Genomic DNA, 15,980 nt, shown 5'->3' on the forward strand with positions numbered 1-15,980 from the left:
GTCATCACCTCACTGAATACCCCAAGATTCAACAAATAAACTTCAGGAATGCCTTAACCGCCGCTAAGCTGGGCTTCACCTCTTCCCAGGCAAGCATGCGATGGCGGAACTCTATCTGGTACGGCACGGCCAGGCGTCGTTGGGCGCCGACGACTACGACCGGCTTTCCGATGTCGGCGAGCAGCAAGGCCTCTGGCTAGGCGAATACTTCGCGCAACGCGACATCCACTTCGATCGCGTGATGACGGGGACGCTGCGGCGCCACGCGCAGACGCTCGATGCGATCTGGCGCGGCCTCGGCGTTCCGCCGTTCGAAACCGAGATTGATTCCGGTTTCGACGAATACGATTTCCACGCGCTGTTTCGCGCGCTCGAAGGCGAACATGCCGCGCTTGCCGAACGCGCCGCGCGCAGTCCGCGCGATTTCTTCAAGGCCTTGCGCGAAGTGCTGCAACTGTGGGCAGAAGGCGCCCTCGACGCATGCGTGCCCGAAACGTGGCAAGCGTTCCAGCAACGCGTCGCCGATGCGCGCTGCGCGGTCCAGCATGGCAACGGGCAGCGCGTGCTCGTCGTCAGTTCGGGCGGCGTGATTGCAGCGCTCACGCAGCAGATCCTGCAGGCGCCTGCCGCAACGGCCATCGCGCTGAACATGCAGGTCCGCAACAGCAGCGTCAGCCATTACTTCTTCAATCGCGACACGCTGCAACTGTCGAGCTTCAACGGCATCGGCCATCTCGACGATCCACAGCGCTGCGCTTTTCAGACCTATGGTTAATCCAGCCACGACGCATCGACCGACATGACTCGCGATCAACACGACACCACGCTCGACCTCGACCGCCTTGCGCATTATCTGGAGCAACACGTCGCCGGCTTTCGCGGCCCGCTGCGCGCGACGAAGTTCGCGGGCGGGCAGTCCAATCCAACCTATCTGCTCGACGCGCAAAGCGGCCGCTATGTGCTGCGCCGTCAGCCGCCCGGACAGCTGCTGAAGTCCGCGCATGCCGTCGACCGCGAATACCGCGTGCTGAGTGCGCTCGCCGATACGCCCGTGCCCGTTGCGCACGTGTGGCATCTGTGCGAAGACCGTGACGTGATCGGCAGCCTGTTCTATCTGATGAGCTACGAGGAAGGCCGCATCTTCTGGAACCCGGCGCTGCCCGAAGTGGAGCGCGACGCGCGGCGCGCTTGCTACGCGTCGATCGTGGGGACGCTCGCAGCATTGCACGACGTCGATCCGCAAGCCGTCGGCCTCGGCGACTACGGGCGCGCGGGCAATTACTTCGAGCGTCAGATCGGCGTGTGGACCAAGCAGTACCGCGCCGCCGAAACGCAGCGCATCGATGCGATGGAAGCGCTGATGGAATGGCTGCCCGCGCACTGCCCCGCCGATACACAGCGGGTGTCGCTCGTGCACGGCGACTTCCGCATCGACAACCTGATCTTCGCGAGCGATACGCCGCACGTGCGCGCGATCCTCGACTGGGAACTGTCGACGCTCGGCAATCCGCTCGCCGATCTCGCGTACTTCTGCATGTGCCTGCGGCTGCCGTCGCAAGGTCATATCACCGGCTTGCGCGGCCAGGACCGCGCCGCCCTCGGCGTGCCCGACGAAGAGGAGATCGTCGCGCAGTACTGCGCGCTGCGCGGCCTGCCCGCAATCGACAACTGGCCGTTCTATCTCGCGTTCAGTTTCTTCCGCCTCGCGTCGATTGCGCAGGGCGTGAAGGCGCGCGCGCTGCAAGGCAACGCGTCGAGCGCGGAAGCACATGAAGTCGGCGCAATGGTCGAGCCGCTCGCGCAACTCGCGGTCGAAGTCATCGCGTAAGCGTCACACGCATCCAACGATAAAACATGAAGGAGACAACCTTGAGCACGAATCGTTTCGACCTGACGGGCCGCATCGCACTCGTGACGGGCGCAAGCCGCGGCATCGGCGAAGCAATCGCGACATTGCTCGCGCAACAGGGCGCGCATGTGATCGTGTCGAGCCGCAAGATCGACGAATGCGAGCAGGTGGCGTCGGCCATTCGCGCAGCGGGCGGCAGCGCGGAGGCGTTCGCCTGCCACGTCGGGCGCATGGAGGATATCGCCGCGACCTTCGCGCATATCCGCGAGAAGCACGGCAAGCTCGACATCCTCGTCAACAATGCGGCGGCCAATCCGTACTTCGGCCACATCCTCGACACGGACCTCGCCGCCTACAACAAGACAGTCGAAGTGAACGTGCGCGGCTACTTCTTCATGTCCGTCGAAGCCGGCAAGCTGATGAAGGCGCAAGGACGCGGCGCGATCGTCAACACGGCTTCCGTCAACGCATTGCAGCCCGGCGATCAGCAAGGCATCTACTCGATCACGAAGGCGGCCGTCGTCAACATGACCAAGGCGTTCGCGAAGGAATGCGGACCGCTCGGCATTCGCGTGAACGCGCTGCTGCCCGGCCTCACGAAAACGAAATTCGCGGGCGCGCTGTTCGAGAACAAGGACATCTACCAACACTGGATCAACAACATTCCGCTGCGCCGCCACGGCGAGCCGCACGAAATGGCGGGCACGGTGCTGTATCTCGTGTCCGACGCGGCGAGCTACACGAACGGCGAATGCATCGTCGTCGACGGCGGCCTGACGATCTAGCAACACACCAGGAAACACATCATGAATTTCGGCTACAGCCCCAAGGTTGAAGACTTGCGCCGCCGCGTGCGCGCGTTCATGGACGAGCACATCGTGCCGCGTCATCGTCAATGGCTCGACGAAGTGCACGCGGGGCACTTCCCTCCCGCTTTCATGGAAGACCTGAAAGCGAAGGCGAAAGCCGAAGGCCTGTGGAATCTGTTCCTGCCGCATCTGAAGGACGACGAGCCTGGCACGCGCCTGACGAACCTCGAATACGCGCCGCTCGCGGAAATCATGGGCCGCATTTCGTGGGCGCCCGAAGTCTTCAACTGCAATGCGCCCGACACGGGCAACATGGAACTGCTGCACATGTTCGCGACGCCCGCGCAGCGCGAGCAATGGCTCGTGCCTTTGCTCGACGGCACGATCCGCTCGGCATTCGCGATGACGGAGCCGGACGTCGCTTCGTCGGATGCAACGAACATCACGACGTCGATCCGCCGCGACGGCGACGACTACGTAATCAACGGGCGCAAATGGTTCATCACGAACGCCGCGCACCCGAACTGCAAGCTCTTCATCGTGATGGGCAAGACCGACCCCGACGCGGAAACGCACCGGCAGCAAAGCATGATTCTCGTGCCTGCGCATACGCCCGGCCTGAAAGTGGTGCGCAACATTCCCGTGATGAACCACACCTCGCCGGAAGGCCATTGCGAGGTCACGTTCACGAACGTGCGCGTCAGCGCGTCGAATCTGCTCGGCGAGGAAGGCAGCGGCTTCGCGCTTGCGCAGGCGCGGCTGGGGCCGGGGCGCATTCATCACTGCATGCGTTCGATCGGCGCGGCGGAACTCGCACTCGAACTGATGATCGAGCGTTCGCAGGAGCGCAAGACATTCGGCAAGTATCTGCATCAGCATGGCACTGTCGGCGAGTGGATCGCGAAGTCGCGCATCGAAATCGATCAGGCGCGCCTGCTCGTGCTGAAGACGGCATGGCTCATCGACGAAGTGGGCGCGAAGGCGGCGCGCAAGGAAATCTCGATGATCAAGGCACTGGTGCCGCAACTGCACACCACCGTCTGCGATCGCGCGATGCAGGTGTTCGGCGCGATGGGCGTGAGTCCCGACACGCCGCTCGCCGATCACTGGACGTGGGGGCGCGCGCTGCGCTACGCGGACGGCCCCGACGAAGTGCATCTGCAAGCGATCGCGCGCATGGAGATCGGCGCGGGTAAGGGGACGCCCGGCGCAGCGGCGGCGTATCTGACTCCGCCCGCGCGCGACTGATCATCCTGTTGCGCAAGTAAAGGGCAAATAAAGGTCAAATAAAGGCCAAGTGAAGGCCAGGTAAAGGACGCATTGCCGCCAAGGCCGTCGCTTATGATGTCGGGCGTAAGGAGACTGTGCGATGCGCCCACCGAAGCTCGATCTGAACCTGTTCGTCGTATTCGAAGCGATCTACGACAAGCGCAACCTGACGCGCGCGGCCGAAATGCTGTTCATCACGCAGCCCGCCGTCAGCAACGCGCTCGCGCGCATGCGCAAGGCCTTCGACGATCCCCTCTTCGTGAGCACGCCGACGGGCATGGTGCCGACGCCGCTGTCGGAGAACATCATCGGCCGCGTGCGCGAGGCGCTGCAACTGCTGGAGACGAGCGCGACGGAAGGCGACGTGTTCGTGCCCGCCGCGTCGGAGCGCACGTTTCGCCTGAGCATGCCCGATCTGACGGAGGCGATCCTGTTGCCCGCGCTCGGCGAAGTGCTGCAGCAGCAGGCGCCCGGCATGCGCATCGAAAGCTATTTCACGCCGCGCAGCGAGGTGGCGGCCGCGCTCGCGACGGGCAAGATCGACTTCGCGATCGACGTGCCGCTGATCGACGATCCGCAGTTGCATCAGATGCCGCTCGGCAGCGACCGTTACGCGTGCATGCTGCGTCACGATCATCCGTTCGCGGGCGACACGCTGACGATGGACGACTATCTCGCGCTCGGTCACATCCAGGTGTCGAGCCGCCGCCAGGGCAGCGGACTCGTCGATGCCGAACTGCACAAGCTTGGCAAACGGCGGCAGTTGCAGATGCGCGTGCAGCACTATATGGTCGCGCCGCTGATCGCGCTGCGCACTGATCTCGCCTTGACCGCGCCCGTGCAACTGCTGCAACGCTACGACGCGCGCATCCTCGAACTGCCGTTTCCGCTCGCGAAGCTCGAGTGGCATCTGTACTGGCATCGCAGCGGCGAACAGGACCAGGCGAACCGCTGGGTGCGCGGCGAAGTGATCCGGCTGATGCAGGAGATGGCCGCGCCGAACGCCGCATAACACGCGGACACTGCGCCAGCGTCGGCAACATCTGGTAAGGAATGGCCTCTTTTCACGGCTGTTCCGCGAATTGGGTCTGACCTCTTTCGGCGATCATCGCTTCAATCCGAAGGCACGCGTGCAGTTCCGGGAAGACCTTCGCGAGAAGACCTGAGCGAAACATCGACGTAGAGAAAGATGTGAATACCTTGTTCGCACGAACGGTGCTGTTATCGGTGGCCATGTTGCTCGCCGTGCATGTCGGTTATCGGCTGATCGAGTCCGTTTCTTTAACCGCCGACGAATCCCCTCCCGGCGCCACGCAGCCGCGCGCCGCTTTTGCACATTACCCCACGCGCGCCGACGCCGCGCCCGCCGCCGACGACGACACGAACGGCATCGGCCCCGCCGTGTCGATCCGTCCGCGCCTCGTCGATCTCGGCACACCCGTCGCGCCGAGCCTGCGCACAGCCGTCTGGCTGCCTGCCGCGTCGATTTCGATGCCGATGAATGCGCTCGTGTTCGCCGGGAGCGAGTCGCCCGATATGTGGGACGACACGCCTTTCCCGTTCGCCGACGACACACGCTTCGCGCCGTTGATCCTGTCGCTGCCGGCCGCCCTGATCGCGCTGTCCGCCTACTGGCTCTGCCAGATACGGCGTCACCTGCGCGAACTCGAGCAGATGGCGCGCAACGCGGATGCAGGCGGCACTGCGCTGCGCGTGCCCGATCGCGGCGTGTGCGACGTACGTCTGCTCGCGCGGGCGCTGAACGATCTGATGGGCCGCCACAGCCAGGCGCTCGACGAACAGTCGACGGCGCTCGCGGCGTTCGCGAGGCAGATCGATACGCGCGTCGACCGATTGCGCGCGCGGGCGCTGAACGTCGCGCAATGGCACAAGCGTGTGGGCTTCATCGAGGACATCGATCTGTTCTCGAACGTCGCGCGTCAGTTCGTCGATGTCGTGGGACGCAGCGAGACGCAGGCCGCTCACGCAGGCGTCGACGCGTGGCTGCACGACCGCTTCGTGCACGGCGCCGCGCTCGACGACGCGAAGATCGTGCTGCGGCTGAATGCGGGCGCCGACTTCACGCTGCCGCGCAACGCGCTCGAACGGCTCGTCGGCAATCTGGTCGGCAATGCGCTGGCGCACGGCGCGCCGCCCGTCGAAATCTGCACGCTGCGCGGCGTGCGCACCTGGATGCTGAGCGTGCGCGATCACGGCAACGGCATCAGCGAACACGACCTCGACGTGGCGATGCAGCCGTTCATGCGGCTCACATCGAATGAGCCGCACAGCGAAAACCAAAGCGAACGCGGCGAACATTGGGGACTCGGGCTGTCGATCGTCAGCCGGCTCGCGCAGCATTGCGGCGCGAAACTCAAGCTCGGCAATCACCCCGACGGCGGACTATGGGTGCGCGTGATCGTGCCGATGCAGAGGACGGCTTCGCATTGACAGGCTCTCATTCGCAGAATTGATGCACCGGGAATGAGCAATACGCGCCGATCCGATGTAAGGCGCTCTTAAGGCGACGGCCGCTACTCTGTGCGCTTTGTGCCGCATGACTGCTCCATGCAGTCGACGCGGCGCCCTCCACTCACTTGCGCGCACACGTCATGGATAAAGCGAACCAGGCCCTCACCAAGGTACCCGAAGTCACGCTCGCCTTCTGGATCATCAAGATCGCCGCCACCACGCTCGGCGAAACGGGCGGCGATGCCGCTTCGATGTCGATGAATCTGGGCTATCTGATCAGCACCCTCATTTTCGCCGTCATTTTTGTCGCCGCCGTGATCGCGCAGATCCGCGCCGACCGCTTCAATCCCATCCTCTACTGGGTCACGATCATCGCGACGACGACAGTCGGCACGACACTCGCCGATTTCGCCGACCGCTCGCTCGGCATCGGCTATGCGGGCGGCAGCGCACTGTTGCTGTTCCTGCTGTTCACGTCGTTATTCGTCTGGTATCGGACGATGGGCTCCGTGTCCGTGACCACCGTATCGTCCGCGAAACCCGAGATGTTCTACTGGGTGACGATCATGTTTTCGCAGACGCTCGGCACCGCGCTCGGCGACTGGACGTCCGACACGGCCGGTCTCGGTTATGCAGGCGCGGCGCTGATCTTCGGCGGTCTGCTGCTCGCGCTCGTCATCGCGTACTACGCGACGCAACTGCCGCGCACGCTGCTGTTCTGGGCGGCGTTCATCCTGACGCGCCCGCTTGGCGCCGTGGTCGGCGATTTCCTCGACAAGCCGATCGCAAACGGCGGCCTCGCAATGAGCCGCTATGGCGCATCGATTGCGCTCGTCGCGTTCATCGTGGTGTGCGGCGCGCTGTTCCGGCAGCGGCCGGCGAAGGTTTCGCACTAGCGGGCCGTCGCCCGCCACATTCCAGGCGGCGAACTAGTTGCCGGCAGCATGCCCGTGCGAGCAATCGTCCGGGCGCACCTTGCTGCCCCGTTCGGCGACGGGCACCTTGCAATTGTCGACGCGCTGGTCGTCGCTTGCCTTGTCGCCCAGGCGTTCCTTGAGCGTTTTGGGTTCGCTTGCCGCGGCGTCCTGCTTCGCGTCGTTCGCTACCGCTTGCGACAACCCAACGCCCAGCGTCGCGACCAGCGCGGCGGCAACATACCCGAATCCTGACGGCATCACACGTTCTCCCGTCGTCACGGTTGACAGATAGCCACGCGCCGCAATAGCGCCAGAACTGCTTTGATTGTGATCTTTAATTGGTTCGCACGCGCGACGGGCTTCGCTACATTCGAAGTCCGGATCACACGCGACCATAAGGACAATCGATGGCACGGGTTTGGCGCTTCGCAAGCTTCTCAAGCTTCTCAAGGACACGGGTACGCACGTCGCCCGGCCGCGGCTCACGCATTCTGCGAGACTTTCTGACGACGGCGGCCGCCGCCCTCGCTCTGTGCTATTTCGGCACGACACAAGCCCCGCATTGAGGAACCCGCTTTAACGACGCGCCCCCACGGCTTGCGCACAAACGGCATAACGATAGCGCTCGATATTATTTGCGCGGCCACGGGCGCCTCTCTACGATCCCGACACCTTTACCCGTTGACTTTCCGAACCATGAAAACAACCAGAACACTCAAGGCCGCCTTTCTCTCCGTTCTGCTGACCTTCGGCATCGTGAGCGCGCAACCGGCGCTCTCCGCTGACAAGACGGTGCGCGTCGGCATCATGTCCGGCGAAGACGAGGACGTGTGGCGCGCCGTCGCGGCCAATGCGGCGAAGCACGGCATCACCGTCAAGATCACGACGTTCTCCGACTACACGCAACCCAACGAAGCGCTCGCACAACACGATCTCGATGCGAATTCGTTCCAGCACAAGCCATATCTCGACGCGCAGATCGCCGCGCGCCACTATGACATCGTGCCCGTCGGCTTCACCTATGTGCAACCGATCGGCCTCTACTCGCGCAAGGTGAAATCGGTCGCGGCGCTGCCGCAGAACGCGACGATCGGCGTGCCGAACGATCCGAGCAACGAAGGCCGCGCATTGCTGCTGTTGCAGGCCAACGGGCTCATCAAGCTGCGCCCGGACGTCGGCCTGCTGCCGACGGCGCGCGACATTGCGGACAACCCGAAGCACGTCCAGATCAAGGAACTCGACGCGGGCATCGTGGGCCGCGCAATCGGCGATCTGGACGCGGCCGTCGTCAACACCGACTGGGCGATCAAGGCAGGCATCCAGATTCCGCAGGAACGCATCGCGCAGGAGAAGGTGCCCGGCAATCCGTACCGCAACTTCATCGCGGTGAACTCGAAAGATGCGAAGGCGCCGTGGGTGAAAACACTCGTCGACAGCTACCAGCAGGCCAACGTCGCGTCGTCGATCCTGACCGTCTATCACGGCGCCACGCTGCCGGCATGGGACGGCGCGCCGCAGCACTGAGCGCAATCTGAGCGGCGTTCGCTTCCTGTCACTCCGTTTCGCAAGCGGGCGCCCTTTCCTTCTTCTTCACTTCCGTCTGCCATGCCGAACTTCAAAACGTCTCACGACCGCCGCACCTTCCTGAAACGTTCGCTGGGCGCCGCAGCCGCGGCCGCAGCCGTATCGACTGCCGTCGTGCCCGTTGCGTTTGCACAAGGTTCGGCGCGCACGTTGCGCATCGGCAATCAAAAGGGCTATCTGAACCTGCTGAAAGGCCGCGGCACGCTCGAAAAGCGGCTCGCTCCGCTGAATGTCTCCGTGAGCTGGACGGAGTTCGCAGCGGGCCCCGTCCAACTCGAAGCGCTGAACGTCGGCTCGATCGATTTCGGCGACGTCGGCGAAGCACCGCCCATCTTCGCGCAGGCGGCGGGTGCGCCGCTCGTGTATGTGGCCGCCACCGTGACGCGGCCGCAATCCGAGGCCGTGCTCGTGCCGCCGCAATCGGCGATACGCAGCGTCAAGGATCTGAAGGGCAAGCGGATCGCGCTCAACAAAGGCAGCAACGTCCACTACTTTCTGGTGAAGCTGCTGCGTCAGCACGGCTTGCAATACAGCGACGTGAACCCGGTGTTCCTCGCACCCGCCGATGCGCGTGCGGCCTTCGAACGGTCGTCGGTCGATGCCTGGGTGATCTGGGACCCGTTCTTCGCAGCCGCGGAGAAATCGCTGGGCGCACGCGTGATTGCCGATGCGAGCGGCGTGGTCGGCAATCGCGCGTTCTACTTTTCGTCGCAGACGTATGCAGCGAAGAATCCCGACGTGATCCGCATCCTCATCGAAGAACTCGACAAGGTCGATCAATGGGGCAAGCAGAACAAGGATCAGCTTGCGAGCGAACTGGCGCAGCTATGGGGCGCGCCGAAGCCTGTCGTCGATGTGGTCGTGGCACGCCAGCAGTACGGCACCGAGCCGATCACGCGCGCGATTCTTGCCGGGCAGCAGCAGATCGCCGATACCTTCCTCGATCTCGGCCTGATTCCGAAACACATCGACGTGTCGAAGGCCGCGCCGCCCGATCTTGCATGACCGCGCGGCGCGCATAGCCGGACCCGTTTCGCGAGTTGCCGTTACAATCCAGCACTTCGATCGTACACAGGCACATCGCGCGATGAAATTCCTTCTTGCATCGACACTGGCTGCGGCGGCCGCGCTCGCGGTTACGAGCACGGCTGCCATGGCGGCGACGCCCGGCAACGGCGACAACCTCAGTTGCGCAATCGGCTATGTGACGGGCGTGGGCGGCGCCGCCGACAGCATGCGCGAGTATCTCGCGACGCCCGACCGCGACCGCTATCGCTACGTTGCCGATCATCCGCTCCAATGCCAGGTATCCGACGATGGACGCGCAAAGGGCTGCACGGGCGTCGACAACCTCCGCAGCGAGAAAGTGAGCGTGTACGACGAGATCGACAGCGCGACGATAGCCGTCGTCGCACGCGTCGAACTCGAACACGGGCAGACCTATCCTGCCATCATCGTCGTGCAGAAAAAGGACGTGCGCTGCGACAACTGATGCGCTGCGGCGGCCGCCTCGCTCACATCATTCACTCACATCATTCGCTTACATCGCTCAGCGCCGCAGCGATTTCCAGCACCATCTGGTCGAGCAGCCCTTGCATCGGCGAGTAACTCGTATGCACGAGATGCAGCCGGTCGCGATACGTAGCCGCACCGATCACCTGCTCGCCGACAACACCCACCGCAACCGACGGTCCCCACACGGCATCGAGCGCAAGCGCACCGAAACGTGTCGGCAGATCGACGACTCCCAGATTCGTGATCACGGCATCGTTGCCGAATGCCTGAGCGAACACCGCTTTCGCATCCGCCACGCCGTTCACCGTATCCAGCATCGCGTGCGCGCCCAGCACCTGTGCCGCAAGACGCTCGGGCGACTCGATGCCGGCGAACGCCTGCGCTGCGAGACGCGCCCGGCTCCATAGACGGGCATCGCGCGAGTGGTCGTCGGGATGCACGACGCCGCTCGCGCACATCGCCAGATGATCGCTGCCTCCGAGCAGCCGACGCCGCAAATCCACGGGCGACAGCACGCGCATCGGCTGCCGCGGCGCATCGGACGTCAGCGCGCATACCGCCTTCGTAAATGCCGCGACCAGCGCCGACTGAACCGACGTGCGTTCGACGCGTGCGCGTTCGCGCAGCTTTTGTGTCATCGCGGACGTCAGGCGCAAGGCTTCCACATGCGCAGGCGAGCCATCCGGCTCGCGCATGGCCAGCGGCGCTCGCACGGGCGCGTCCGGCGCATCCGCCGACGCAGGTGCAGGTGCAGGCGCACTCGCATCGGCTGACGGAACACCATGCGTGAGTTCGATCAGACGCTCGACGGCCATCGTCTGCTGGCTGCGCTCGAGCGGCTGCCCCGCCATCGTGCGCAACAGATCGCCGAGCAGCGCTGTCAGCGACAAGCCGTCGCCGATCGAATGATGCGCGACCAGCACGATGATCGAACGCGTTTCGCCATGCAGCAACGTGGCGCGCATCAACGGCGGATTGAGCTCGTCGAACGGTCGCGCGACTTGCGCAGCGGCCTCATCCGTCCAGTTCGACGAGCCATACGGCTTCACCTGCAAGGGAACCACGCCGTGCGGCACGGGCGCGAACACGGGCACGCCGTCGCGGCTGCGCTCGATGCGCGACCAGACGAGCGGCGAATGATGCGCGACGCAATCGAGCGCGTCCTGCCATTGATCGACCCGCGTCGAGCCCGACACTTCGCCTGCCATGACGAAATGATTCGGATGACTCTTGCTCAGCAGAAAAAAGAACTTTTCCATTGCGCCCAACGAACGCGCGGTGCGCGACATGACGGGTTCAACTAAGGAATTCATGACGTCCTTCCATGTTTGATTGACGGTTGCCTATGGGACAACACCCGGCACGTTCCGCTTATTCCTTCGACACGCGCATCTTCGTCCGCACGAGTTCGGCGAACGCAATCAGTAGCACGCTGCGCCCGTCGTCGCATGCACTTCGCGAAGTCGAGGCGCGCAAAGCGAAGCTGATTCAGCAATTTCTTTTTGTCGAAAATTCGCTGGAATAGCCGGGCAATCACAGTTGTTCTGTAGGAAGGTCCTGTTGCAGATGGACCATTCCGATCGACAGGAAGACACCCGTTCGATTGATTAGCCATCCTGTTGACCAGCGTGACAACGAATGAGGAAGCTGATGATGAATACGTACAGATCACTGATTGCAATCGCACTCGCCGGCGCCGTGGCGAGCGGCCTCGCAGCCTGTGGCGGCGGGAGCAACGACACGCCGCCTGCGCCGCCCGCGAGCCCCTTCGTCTCGACGGCGCTCGTGTCGGACGGCAGCACGCCCGCCGCGCATACCGATCCGAATCTGCAGAATGGCTGGGGCGTCGCCTTCAACCCGAAGGGCACCTTCTGGGTGTCGGACAACACGACGCACAAGTCGACGCTTTACGACGGCAATGGCGTCGTGCAATCGCTCGTCGTGACGATTCCCGACGGCCAGAACGGTCCTGCCGGTCCGACGGGCATCATCTTCAACGCGACGTCGGACTTCGTCATCAGCAGCGGCGGCAACAGCAGCAGCGCCGTGTTCGTCTGGGCCACGGATGCGGGAACGATCGCCGCGTGGTCGCCCAAAGTCCTGCCGACGCAAGCCGTCACCGCGTTCGACGACGCCAGCGGCGGCGCAAACTACAAAGGCCTGACGACTGCGTCCCTGAACGGCCAGAACCTGCTGTACGCGGCCGATTTCCACAACGGCAAGGTCGACGTGTTCAACGCCTCGTTCCAGAAGATCCAGCTCGACGGCCAGTTCAAGGATCCGACTCTGCCGGCCGGCTTCGCGCCGTTCGGCATTCAGGTGATCGGCAGCAATATTTTCGTCACGTACGCGAAGCAGAACGCGACGGCCAATGCGCAGGTGGTCGGCGCCGGACTCGGCGTGCTCGACGAATTCGATCTGAGCGGCCACTTCGTCAGGCAGTTCGTGAATGCGGGCGGCGTGCTGAATGCGCCGTGGGGCATCGCGCAGGCGCCCGCGAACTTCGGTCCTTTGAGCAATGACTTGCTGGTCGGCAATTTCGGCGACGGCACGATCGAAGCCTTCGATCCGAACACCGCGAAGGATCTCGGCAAGCTCACGCTGCACGACGGCCAGCCGTTCACGCAGCGCGGCTTGTGGGGCATCAGCTTCGGTAACGACGTCGACAATCAGCCGAAGAACACGCTGTTCTATGCGGCAGGTCCGAGCAAAACGACGGGCATCTTCGGCCGTATCGACGCGTCGGCGAACTGAGTGCTGCGTGAGACCACGCTGCAAAAAAGGCAATAAAAAAGGCCGCTCGAACGAGCGGCCTTCACAACACGAGCAGGCTCGACGCCCGCTCGCGTATCAGTCGTCGAGCAGCGACAGGTCGCGCACCGCGCCCTTGTCCGCCGACATGACGAGCTTCGCATACGCCTTCAGTGCCGCCGACACCTTGCGGGGACGCGGCTTCGCCGGCTTCCAGCCCTTCGCGTTCTGCTCTTCGCGGCGGCGCGCCAGTTCGTCATCGGACAGCAGCACGTCGATCGTGCGGTTCGGAATGTCGATGCGGATCCTGTCGCCGTCGCGCACGAGGCCGATCGCGCCGCCCGCCGCTGCTTCGGGCGAGCAGTGACCGATCGACAGGCCCGACGTGCCGCCCGAGAAACGGCCGTCCGTCAATAGCGCGCACGCCTTGCCGAGACCTTTCGACTTGATGTAGCTCGTCGGATAGAGCATTTCCTGCATGCCCGGGCCGCCCTTCGGACCTTCGTAGCGGACGATCACGATGTCGCCGGCCTTGACCTTGTCGTTGAGGATGTTCTCGACAGCTTCATCCTGCGACTCCGTCACATGCGCCGAGCCTTCGAACACCAGAATGCTTTCGTCGACGCCCGCCGTCTTCACCACGCAGCCGTCGCGCGCGATGTTGCCCGTCAGCACCGCGAGGCCGCCTTCCTTCGAGAACGCGTGCTCGTACGAACGGATGCAGCCCTCGGCGCGGTCGAGATCGAGGCTCGGCCAGCGCGTGTTCTGGCTGAACGCGACCTGCGTCGGAATGCCTGCCGGGCCCGCCATGTAGAAGGTCTTCACGGCCTGGTCGTCGGTCAGCACGATGTCCCACTGATTCAGCGCGTCCTTCAGCGTGGGCGCGTGCACCGTCGGCACGTCCGTATGCAGCTTGCCCGCGCGCTCCAGTTCGCCGAGGATGGCCATGATGCCGCCCGCGCGATGCACGTCTTCGATGTGGTACTTGTTCGTGTTCGGCGCCACCTTGCACAGCTGCGGCACGCTGCGCGACAGACGGTCGATGTCCGTCATCGAGAAGTCGATGCCCGCTTCCTGCGCGATGGCCAGCAGATGCAGGATGGTGTTGGTCGAACCGCCCATTGCGATATCGAGCGTCATCGCGTTTTCGAACGCCTTGAAGCCCACCGAGCGCGGCAGCACGCGCTCGTCTTCCTTCTCGTAGTACTCGCGCGCCAGTTCGACAATGCGGCTGCCCGCGCGCTTGAAGAGCTGCTCGCGGTCCGCGTGCGTCGCGACCACCGTGCCGTTACCGGGCAGCGACAGGCCGAGCGCTTCCGTCAGGCAGTTCATCGAGTTGGCCGTGAACATGCCCGAGCACGAGCCGCAGGTCGGGCACGCGGAGCGCTCCACTTCGGCCACGTCGGCGTCGGAGTAGGACTGGTCGGCGGCGATCACCATCGCGTCAACGAGGTCGAGCTTCTTGAACTCGATCGTGCCCGTCTTCGGATTCGCGAGGCGCGTCTTGCCCGCTTCCATCGGGCCGCCCGACACGAAGATCACGGGAATGTTCAGGCGCATCGCGGCCATCAGCATGCCGGGGGTGATCTTGTCGCAGTTCGAGATGCACACCATCGCGTCGGCGCAGTGCGCGTTGACCATGTACTCGACGGAGTCCGCGATGATGTCCCGGCTCGGCAGCGAGTACAGCATGCCGTCGTGGCCCATCGCGATGCCGTCGTCGACGGCGATGGTGTTGAATTCCTTCGCGACGCCGCCCGCCGCTTCGATTTCGCGCGCGACGAGCTGGCCGAGGTCTTTCAGGTGCACGTGACCCGGCACGAACTGGGTGAACGAGTTGACGACCGCGATAATCGGCTTGGAAAAGTCTTCGTCTTTCATGCCGGTAGCGCGCCACAGCGAGCGCGCCCCAGCCATGTTGCGGCCGGCGGTGGAGGTTTTGGAACGGTATGCGGGCATCGTGGTTGTGGGAGAGTTATCGCAGAGAGAAAGCGGGCCACGCGAATAAAGGCCCCTCGTGCGCCCGTGCGAACAACCTCGTGAGTCGCGCCCTGGGCAAACCCGGCGATTATCCCACACAGCCTTTCGGTGTGTTGTAAACGCATAAGGGCGGCCGGCTCGTGGCCGACCGCCCTTCACCTCCGCCACACGCGTGTGCGCTTTCGGCGCGTAATCAAGGTGCGCAATCAAGGTGCGTAATCAAGGTGCGTAATCAAGGCGCGTAATGCGTGAAGACGTAATCGCGGTCCTTCACGCGCGCCGCGTGGCACGCGAAGCAGGTCTGGTGCTGCGCGAGATCGGCGGGCTGTCCGTTGATGAAGCGCCCGTAACCCCACCCGCCCGACGACGCATAGCGGCGCGAATCCTTCACCATCACCTGCACCGTGGTCGGCTGCCCCGGCACAGTCGCCGATTCGAAATCCGGCGACTGCTTGCGCTTGTACGCGAGCTTCACGAACATCGCCCCATCCGGATACGGCAGTGTCGAGTTTTCGATCGCCTTCACGGCAGCGGGGTTGCCGAGCACGACGCGCAGTTCATCGAGCGGCGCGCCCTCTTCGGCGGGCGCGATCACCTGCCACTTGCGATAGCCCTCGGGAATGGTGACGCCGTAGATCGGCGACGCCGCGACTTTAGCCCCTTTAGCCCCTTTTGCCCCGTTAGCCCCGTTAGCCCCGTTAGCCGCTTGCGCAGATTGCGCGGGTTTGGCGGACTCGGCGATCGCCTGATCCGCCGATACGGCGCCGACGAGCAGCGCCGCGCTGAGGACGATATACGCGGTCCGGATAGGTCGCATTGGATGGCTCCTCGCTC

General features: G+C 64.0%; 15 protein-coding genes. 11 read left to right on the top strand and 4 right to left on the bottom strand.

Translation table 11 applies throughout. The annotated features are described in order from the left end of the window. Window positions 1-100: 100 nt before the first annotated feature. From FRZ40_RS19195 to FRZ40_RS19225, 7 genes are all read left to right on the top strand, one after another. Window positions 101-775: a histidine phosphatase family protein gene (locus tag FRZ40_RS19195; RefSeq protein ID WP_147235189.1), complete on the top strand. Its 675-nt coding sequence runs from the start codon at window positions 101-103 to the stop codon at window positions 773-775. Window positions 776-799: 24 nt separating this feature from the next. Then, window positions 800-1,828, top strand: coding sequence for a phosphotransferase (locus tag FRZ40_RS19200; RefSeq protein WP_147235191.1), 1,029 nt, complete (start codon window positions 800-802; stop codon window positions 1,826-1,828). 41 nt (window positions 1,829-1,869) lie between these two features. After that, window positions 1,870-2,634, top strand: coding sequence for an SDR family oxidoreductase (locus FRZ40_RS19205; protein WP_147235193.1), 765 nt, complete (start codon window positions 1,870-1,872; stop codon window positions 2,632-2,634). Between the two features lie 21 nt (window positions 2,635-2,655). Beyond that, window positions 2,656-3,906, top strand: coding sequence for an acyl-CoA dehydrogenase family protein (locus FRZ40_RS19210; protein WP_028367944.1), 1,251 nt, complete (start codon window positions 2,656-2,658; stop codon window positions 3,904-3,906). 121 nt (window positions 3,907-4,027) lie between these two features. Continuing rightward, a complete protein-coding gene (locus FRZ40_RS19215) occupies window positions 4,028-4,939 on the top strand; it encodes a LysR family transcriptional regulator (protein WP_028367943.1) in 912 nt (303 codons plus the stop codon). Between the two features lie 179 nt (window positions 4,940-5,118). Then, window positions 5,119-6,378 (top strand): ATP-binding protein, encoded by a 1,260-nt coding sequence (locus FRZ40_RS19220; protein WP_240057230.1) that lies wholly within the window; start codon window positions 5,119-5,121, stop codon window positions 6,376-6,378. Between the two features lie 161 nt (window positions 6,379-6,539). After that, window positions 6,540-7,295, top strand: a complete 756-nt coding sequence (locus FRZ40_RS19225) for a COG4705 family protein (RefSeq protein WP_147235195.1) — start codon at window positions 6,540-6,542, stop codon at window positions 7,293-7,295. A gap of 33 nt (window positions 7,296-7,328) precedes the next feature. Here FRZ40_RS19225 and FRZ40_RS19230 read toward each other — a convergent pair whose 3' ends face one another. After that, window positions 7,329-7,574, bottom strand: a complete 246-nt coding sequence (locus FRZ40_RS19230) for a hypothetical protein (protein ID WP_028367940.1) — start codon at window positions 7,572-7,574, stop codon at window positions 7,329-7,331. A 438-nt stretch (window positions 7,575-8,012) separates the two neighbouring features. Here FRZ40_RS19230 and FRZ40_RS19235 point away from each other — a divergent pair, with 438 nt between their 5' ends. The 3 genes from FRZ40_RS19235 (at window position 8,013) to FRZ40_RS19245 (ending at window position 10,392) form a co-directional block, all read left to right on the top strand. Beyond that, the gene (locus tag FRZ40_RS19235) at window positions 8,013-8,840 is read left to right on the top strand and encodes a MetQ/NlpA family lipoprotein (protein ID WP_147235197.1); all 828 of its coding nucleotides are present in this window, start codon (window positions 8,013-8,015) and stop codon (window positions 8,838-8,840) included. Between the two features lie 81 nt (window positions 8,841-8,921). Then, window positions 8,922-9,905, top strand: coding sequence for a sulfonate ABC transporter substrate-binding protein (locus FRZ40_RS19240; protein WP_147235199.1), 984 nt, complete (start codon window positions 8,922-8,924; stop codon window positions 9,903-9,905). Window positions 9,906-9,987: 82 nt separating this feature from the next. Further along, window positions 9,988-10,392, top strand: coding sequence for a hypothetical protein (locus tag FRZ40_RS19245; protein ID WP_028367937.1), 405 nt, complete (start codon window positions 9,988-9,990; stop codon window positions 10,390-10,392). A 40-nt stretch (window positions 10,393-10,432) separates the two neighbouring features. Here the strand turns inward: FRZ40_RS19245 and FRZ40_RS19250 are convergent, their stop codons facing one another. Beyond that, the gene (locus FRZ40_RS19250) at window positions 10,433-11,728 is read right to left on the bottom strand and encodes a phthiocerol/phthiodiolone dimycocerosyl transferase family protein (RefSeq protein WP_147235201.1); all 1,296 of its coding nucleotides are present in this window, start codon (window positions 11,726-11,728) and stop codon (window positions 10,433-10,435) included. 337 nt (window positions 11,729-12,065) lie between these two features. Between FRZ40_RS19250 and FRZ40_RS19255 the strand changes: the two genes are divergently transcribed. Beyond that, window positions 12,066-13,169, top strand: a complete 1,104-nt coding sequence (locus FRZ40_RS19255) for a TIGR03118 family protein (RefSeq protein WP_167528680.1) — start codon at window positions 12,066-12,068, stop codon at window positions 13,167-13,169. A gap of 96 nt (window positions 13,170-13,265) precedes the next feature. On the opposite strand, the gene ilvD is transcribed toward FRZ40_RS19255, so the two are convergent. Further along, entirely contained in the window at window positions 13,266-15,125 is a 1,860-nt protein-coding gene (gene ilvD / locus FRZ40_RS19260) for a dihydroxy-acid dehydratase (RefSeq protein WP_028367934.1), read from the bottom strand. A 253-nt stretch (window positions 15,126-15,378) separates the two neighbouring features. After that, the gene (locus FRZ40_RS19265; protein WP_147235203.1) at window positions 15,379-15,963 is read right to left on the bottom strand and encodes a cytochrome P460 family protein; all 585 of its coding nucleotides are present in this window, start codon (window positions 15,961-15,963) and stop codon (window positions 15,379-15,381) included. Window positions 15,964-15,980 lie beyond the last annotated feature (17 nt).

Origin of the sequence: Paraburkholderia azotifigens (genome assembly GCF_007995085.1) — a bacterium.
Taxonomy (GTDB): domain Bacteria; phylum Pseudomonadota; class Gammaproteobacteria; order Burkholderiales; family Burkholderiaceae; genus Paraburkholderia; species Paraburkholderia azotifigens.

What these genes read in the sequence shown, in the direction of transcription:
- FRZ40_RS19255 (WP_167528680.1), top strand. Translation starts at nt 12,066, where the DNA reads ATGATGAATACGTACAGATCACTGATTGCAATCGCACTCGCCGGCGCC.
- FRZ40_RS19195 (WP_147235189.1), top strand. Translation starts at nt 101, where the DNA reads ATGGCGGAACTCTATCTGGTACGGCACGGCCAGGCGTCGTTGGGCGCC.
- FRZ40_RS19215 (WP_028367943.1), top strand. Translation starts at nt 4,028, where the DNA reads ATGCGCCCACCGAAGCTCGATCTGAACCTGTTCGTCGTATTCGAAGCG.
- FRZ40_RS19240 (WP_147235199.1), top strand. Translation starts at nt 8,922, where the DNA reads ATGCCGAACTTCAAAACGTCTCACGACCGCCGCACCTTCCTGAAACGT.
- FRZ40_RS19225 (WP_147235195.1), top strand. Translation starts at nt 6,540, where the DNA reads ATGGATAAAGCGAACCAGGCCCTCACCAAGGTACCCGAAGTCACGCTC.
- FRZ40_RS19250 (WP_147235201.1), bottom strand. Translation starts at nt 11,728, where the DNA reads ATGAATTCCTTAGTTGAACCCGTCATGTCGCGCACCGCGCGTTCGTTG.
- FRZ40_RS19235 (WP_147235197.1), top strand. Translation starts at nt 8,013, where the DNA reads ATGAAAACAACCAGAACACTCAAGGCCGCCTTTCTCTCCGTTCTGCTG.
- FRZ40_RS19210 (WP_028367944.1), top strand. Translation starts at nt 2,656, where the DNA reads ATGAATTTCGGCTACAGCCCCAAGGTTGAAGACTTGCGCCGCCGCGTG.
- FRZ40_RS19230 (WP_028367940.1), bottom strand. Translation starts at nt 7,574, where the DNA reads ATGCCGTCAGGATTCGGGTATGTTGCCGCCGCGCTGGTCGCGACGCTG.
- FRZ40_RS19200 (WP_147235191.1), top strand. Translation starts at nt 800, where the DNA reads ATGACTCGCGATCAACACGACACCACGCTCGACCTCGACCGCCTTGCG.
- FRZ40_RS19245 (WP_028367937.1), top strand. Translation starts at nt 9,988, where the DNA reads ATGAAATTCCTTCTTGCATCGACACTGGCTGCGGCGGCCGCGCTCGCG.
- ilvD (WP_028367934.1), bottom strand. Translation starts at nt 15,125, where the DNA reads ATGCCCGCATACCGTTCCAAAACCTCCACCGCCGGCCGCAACATGGCT.
- FRZ40_RS19265 (WP_147235203.1), bottom strand. Translation starts at nt 15,963, where the DNA reads ATGCGACCTATCCGGACCGCGTATATCGTCCTCAGCGCGGCGCTGCTC.